Annotated in this window: 5 protein-coding genes; 2 read left to right on the top strand and 3 right to left on the bottom strand. The window is 48.3% G+C overall.

The genetic code is table 11. The features are described 5' to 3' along the window. Positions 1-106: 106 nt before the first annotated feature. Both VIN66_RS05525 and VIN66_RS05530 read right to left on the bottom strand, forming a co-directional pair. Positions 107-685 (bottom strand): YSC84-related protein, encoded by a 579-nt coding sequence (locus VIN66_RS05525; protein WP_331923033.1) that lies wholly within the window; start codon positions 683-685, stop codon positions 107-109. Between the two features lie 51 nt (positions 686-736). Continuing rightward, positions 737-1,726, bottom strand: a complete 990-nt coding sequence (locus tag VIN66_RS05530) for a cation diffusion facilitator family transporter (protein WP_331923034.1) — start codon at positions 1,724-1,726, stop codon at positions 737-739. 154 nt (positions 1,727-1,880) lie between these two features. Between VIN66_RS05530 and VIN66_RS05535 the strand changes: the two genes are divergently transcribed. After that, positions 1,881-3,278, top strand: coding sequence for an alanine/glycine:cation symporter family protein (locus tag VIN66_RS05535; protein WP_331923035.1), 1,398 nt, complete (start codon positions 1,881-1,883; stop codon positions 3,276-3,278). Here the strand turns inward: VIN66_RS05535 and VIN66_RS05540 are convergent. Beyond that, the gene (locus VIN66_RS05540) at positions 3,275-3,583 is read right to left on the bottom strand and encodes a YebG family protein (RefSeq protein ID WP_331923036.1); all 309 of its coding nucleotides are present in this window, start codon (positions 3,581-3,583) and stop codon (positions 3,275-3,277) included. The two genes, VIN66_RS05535 and VIN66_RS05540, sit on opposite strands and share 4 nt — an antisense overlap. A 174-nt stretch (positions 3,584-3,757) precedes the next feature. Between VIN66_RS05540 and dgt the strand changes: the two genes are divergently transcribed. Then, positions 3,758-4,310 (top strand): dGTP triphosphohydrolase (gene dgt / locus VIN66_RS05545; protein ID WP_331923037.1); only part of this gene is annotated, 553 nt, incomplete at its 3' end.

The following is a 4,310-nucleotide window of genomic DNA, read 5'->3' on the forward strand; positions in this document are numbered from 1 at the left end:
GTATCTAACATGGGTACTCTACGGGCATAGCCCCGACTAAACGATCACCACCTCCATAGGAGGTGGTTTAAGGCTGACAATAAAAAGGCAGCTTAGCTGCCTTTTTTTAGTTCAAATCATTGTCTACCCAGAATTTTGTGCCCTTAACTGTTGCCTGCAAAGCCAGGCCGGCTTCAGTAAACTGATAAATACTTACATCATCGACACTGGCTTCCGCACCGACAGCACCGCCTTTATCCCCCGCTTTAGCAGCGGCGTCTGCCTGAGCACCAAACGCCCAGCCGTGATCAATAAAGCGTTGCAGCGCTTCAGTAGTGTGGAACACCAGTACCAGGCGGAAGTCTTTTACTCCAGCACCAAGGCCAACGCCCAGTTCGCCCATTTTCATATAGGTATCCTTACCGGTAACGTTATTATGTGCAACACCATAACCGCCACCAAAACTGGCAAAGATCAGATTCACATTGGCATTGCTGAACGTAGCGTAACCGGGCGCACCTTGTACTTCAGCGCGGGCGCTGGATTTTTCACGGTATAGCTGAGACAACACATCTGAGCGCATTTGGTTAATTGCATTTTTTTGTTCAGTCGCCGAAGCATTAACACCACCGGCACAGCCCTGCAACAGCGTAAACATTGCCAACATCATTAAAGCCAGCACTTTCTGATAAGAATTCATCAACATAGCTTACTCCTTGAAAGGTTCTCAAACAGTGTAGCCTGCTTTGCTGAAGTATCACTTAACAGCGGCGCCAGTATCGCGGCATTCTTCACCGCTGATTTCAAATTCAACAGTGGTATGACTGAGGTTGTATGGCGCCAATACCGCTGCAATGCGTTTTTTGTAGGCCAGTTGCTGGGTCAGATCTACCGGTGTAGTAATGGCAACATGCATTGTCAGTACGTGCTGCTCGCCGTCCAGAGACCATAAATGCACATGGTGCAGTGAGTTAACGAAGTCCAGCTCTGCCAGTTGACTGGAAATAGTTTGCTGTAACTTCGGATCTGGCGAAACCTGTAAAAACAGACTTAATGTCTGGCGCAGATTTTTAAGCACATTGAACAAGATAAACAAGCTGAAACCGATACAAAGTGCAGGATCCAACCAGGCCCAGCCGGTAAAATACATCAATACCGCGCCGATGAGTACCGCAACCCACCCTAATACGTCCTCCAGTAAATGCCAGCTAAGTATTTTTTCATTCTGCGTTTTGCCACTGCGTAAACGCAGTACCGCAAAACCATTAATGGCTATACCCAGTATCGCCAGCGCAAACATACCGCCGGTATGCGGTAATTGTGGCTGCCACAAGCGGGGAATTGCTTCAGATAACACCCAGGCCGAACCGGATAACAAAATCAGACCGCTTATCAGCGCGCTTAGCAAAGACCAGCGCCTGAAGCCGTAGCTGTAACGCTCTGTTGGCTGTTTTGTCGCGACCTTGCTGGCTACCCAGGCAAATGCAATGGCCAGGCTGTCACCCAAATCGTGGATCGCATCGGCAATGATGGCGACACTGTTGGTTAATATACCACCAACAATCTCAATTAACGCAAAACAGAAATTAAGCCAGAATGCCAGTGCTATATTGCTGCTTTCATCATAATGATGTGAGTGCAAACCATGGTGGCTGTGATGATCATGCGCGCCGTGCCGGTGCGAACTGTGGCTGTGGCTGTGATGATGCGCAGAAGTTTTCTCGCTGTCTGGTTCAGATGCTGTCATTGATGTGCTCTCCACTACTGATGCACTCAGCATAAAAGCAATATTGTCACGGTACAATCGGCACAGCAGGGTTTAACATAATTTCTTGTTTCGCCAGCAATAACACAGTAGTCTTGTCGCCACATATAGCCGTCCATACTGCTGACACTAATAAATGATCACTGATTTTTCTTTACAGCAGGCATTTGAAAGCCTGACAACCAAAATCGCCGCCGTTGTATTTTATGCTTTTGATGTGAATGACATCAGTGTGCCCCTGGTGTTGATATGGCTGATTTGTGGTGCGCTGGTATTTACCTGCTACCTTGGTTTTATCAATGTCCGTGGTTTTCGTCATGCCGTCAGTTTACTAAGCAGTAACAAACGCAGCGGAGCAAAAGGCGAAATTACGCCGTTTCAGGCGCTTAGTACAGCATTGTCCGGTACTGTCGGTACAGGCAATATTGCCGGTGTAGCTGTTGCTATCAGCTTAGGTGGCCCGGGCGCCACTTTCTGGATGATCATGGCTGGTATACTGGGGATGTCAACGAAGTTTGTAGAATGTACCCTTGCAGTAAAGTACCGGCAAATCAATGCCGACGGCTCTGTCTCCGGCGGCCCGATGTACTATATCAAAGCCGCTCTGGATAAATATAAGCTACCTGTTGTCGGCAGCATTCTTGCTCTGGCGTTTTCTGTGTTTGTTATTTTTGGCTCAGCTGGCTTTGTTCATGTTAATCAGGGGTTTGTGCAGCTAAAAACGGTTACCGGGTTCGATAATGCCTGGCTGTTCGGTATAATTTATGCGCTGTTGGTGGCGGCCGTCATTATTGGCGGCTTAAAAAGCATCGCCCGGGTTACCAGTAAACTGGTGCCCCTGATGTGTGGTATTTACCTTGTTGCCGCTTTCTTCGTTATGGCCGCGCATGCCAGTGCAATACCGGCTGCATTGTGGCTGATTGTGCAAAGCGCTTTCAGCCCTGAAGCGGGCTACGGTGGCTTTATAGGTGTACTGATCCAGGGGTTTCGCCGGGCCGCCTATTCAAACGAGGCTGGTATTGGTTCTTCACCTATCGCTCATGCTGCGGCCCAGGTTAAAGACCCGGTCAGCCAGGGCTTTGTTGGCTTGCTGGAGCCTTTTATTGATACAGTGGTTATCTGCACCATTACTGCTTTGGTTATCATCCTGACCGGCGCTTATCAGCTGCCCGGCCTTGATGGCGTACAAATCACGTCAGGTGCTTTTGCTTCAGTATTCAGCTGGTTCCCATGGGTATTAATGGTGGCTTTGCTGCTGTTCGGTTTTTCCACCGTCATCAGCTGGTCATACTATGGCCTGACCGGCTGGCGCTATATTGTAGGCCACAATAAGCATCTGACTCAGTTATATAAAGTGTTGTTCTGTTTAATTGTGTCCATAGGCGCTGTGCCCAACATGATGGCAGTATTTGATTTTATCGATTCGATGATCTTTTTAATGGCCGTACCCAATATCCTCGCCCTATACCTGCTGCTACCTGAAGTAAAAACCGATCTGCAACAATACTGGCAAAGATTAAAGCAGCCGCATTAAGCGGCTTGCTCTACGACAGCAATACTGGCTTTAGCTGTTTTGCTGGCTGCAGGTGCCTTATCAGCTTTTGCAACCGGCTTTTTTGCACCAAGTGCTATCAGCAAATCATCTTTATGCTGCGCCAGGTAAAGTGCCAAAGCCTCTGTTTGCTGTTCGTTACTCATCAGCTCGGTCGCTGTTAAAAAGGTACTCAGCTCATCTGCAGTATCAAGCATTTTGTCATACGCATCAGCTTCGGCTTTAGAGGTAAAGGTCATCTTCTCTGCTCCGTTACGTTCTACTACATATTTTATAATGACAGCCATCGTATTTCTCCCTTGTTCAAGATACTGTTATTTTATACAGTATAAATATACAGCTGTCTAACGTTTTTATTGCCACTTTTGTCTACTCGAACTTTGATGCTGATTGGCGTAATATGAAAACCGTAAGCAAAACCGCCCACTACTGCTCAGCAGTCTGAATTATCAAGGAATAGTATGGATTTTTCCGTATGGTCTGAACGACGCTCTGGTGCCACTGATAGCAGACCGGGTGATCAGCGCACACCATGGCAACGCGACCGGGCCCGCATTCTCCATTCCGCCGCTTTTCGTCGCTTGCAGGCCAAAACGCAGATCCTGGGTATTGGCCAGAATGATTTTTACCGTACCCGCCTGACGCATTCTCTGGAAGCGTCCCAAATCGGCACTGGCCTGGTTAGCCAGCTACGCAGTAAAACAGTGGCAGACCTGTTACCTGTTTTACCTCAGGATGCGCTGATGGAGTCGTTGTGTCTGGCCCATGATATCGGCCACCCTCCTTTTGGTCATGGCGGTGAAACGGCGCTGAACTATAAAATGTTGCTAAACGGTGGCTTTGAAGGTAATGGCCAGACACTGCGTATTGTGGCGAAACTTGAACCCTATACCCAGCAACATGGTATGGATTTATCCCGCCGCACTTTGCTGGGCCTATTGAAATACCCGGTCTTGCAGCCGTCACTGGCCAGTACAACACTGCCGCAGCAAAACCCGCTTAATTTAACCCCCT

This window comes from Rheinheimera sp. (genome assembly GCF_036568245.1).
In the GTDB taxonomy this organism is placed as follows: domain Bacteria; phylum Pseudomonadota; class Gammaproteobacteria; order Enterobacterales; family Alteromonadaceae; genus Alishewanella.

What these genes read in the sequence shown, in the direction of transcription:
- VIN66_RS05540 (WP_331923036.1), bottom strand. Translation starts at nt 3,583, where the DNA reads ATGGCTGTCATTATAAAATATGTAGTAGAACGTAACGGAGCAGAGAAG.
- VIN66_RS05525 (WP_331923033.1), bottom strand. Translation starts at nt 685, where the DNA reads ATGTTGATGAATTCTTATCAGAAAGTGCTGGCTTTAATGATGTTGGCA.
- VIN66_RS05530 (WP_331923034.1), bottom strand. Translation starts at nt 1,726, where the DNA reads ATGACAGCATCTGAACCAGACAGCGAGAAAACTTCTGCGCATCATCAC.
- VIN66_RS05535 (WP_331923035.1), top strand. Translation starts at nt 1,881, where the DNA reads ATGATCACTGATTTTTCTTTACAGCAGGCATTTGAAAGCCTGACAACC.